The sequence below is a fragment of the Pseudomonas sp. SID14000 genome (genome assembly GCF_002165135.1).
Taxonomy (GTDB): Bacteria; Pseudomonadota; Gammaproteobacteria; order Pseudomonadales; family Pseudomonadaceae; genus Aquipseudomonas.
Genome location: NZ_NFZQ01000126.1, coordinates 1 through 416 on the forward strand (window position 1 = coordinate 1; position 416 = coordinate 416).

At 70.0% G+C, this 416-nt stretch carries 1 pseudogene; it reads right to left on the reverse strand.

What is annotated here, in order from left to right:
* A pseudogene (locus CAY82_RS27635) lies at nucleotides 1-416 on the reverse strand (hypothetical protein); the annotation flags it as partial.

Genomic DNA, 416 nt, shown 5'->3' on the forward strand with positions numbered 1-416 from the left:
GCGACGAGCTTGCCCGCCGCGGGCGAGACCATGTTGACGATCCCGGCGTGCTTGGCCAGCCGGTAGCCGGTCTCCCAGCGCTCCAGGAAGCGTTCGGGGTCGACATACGCGTCCACGGTCCAGTCCAGCTGGCTCTCGCCGATCGCGCCCTTGGCGGGCAGATGTACGTCCGCTCCGCAGATCCGGGCGGCGCTCTCGACCAGCCGCGGGCCCTGCGGCGTCAGCTTCAGCTCGGTGTGCGCGGGGCCGTTGCGTACGCCCAGGGCGTCCAGGACCAGGCAGTTGTACTCGACCAGCGCGTCCTGCTCCACACCGTGAAGGGGCATCAGCTGGGCGCCGGCCGCCATGTCGTGCACTCCGTTGGCGCCGAGGTGGTGCATCTTCCAGATGTCCGTGACGTGGTGCTTGCCGTCCAG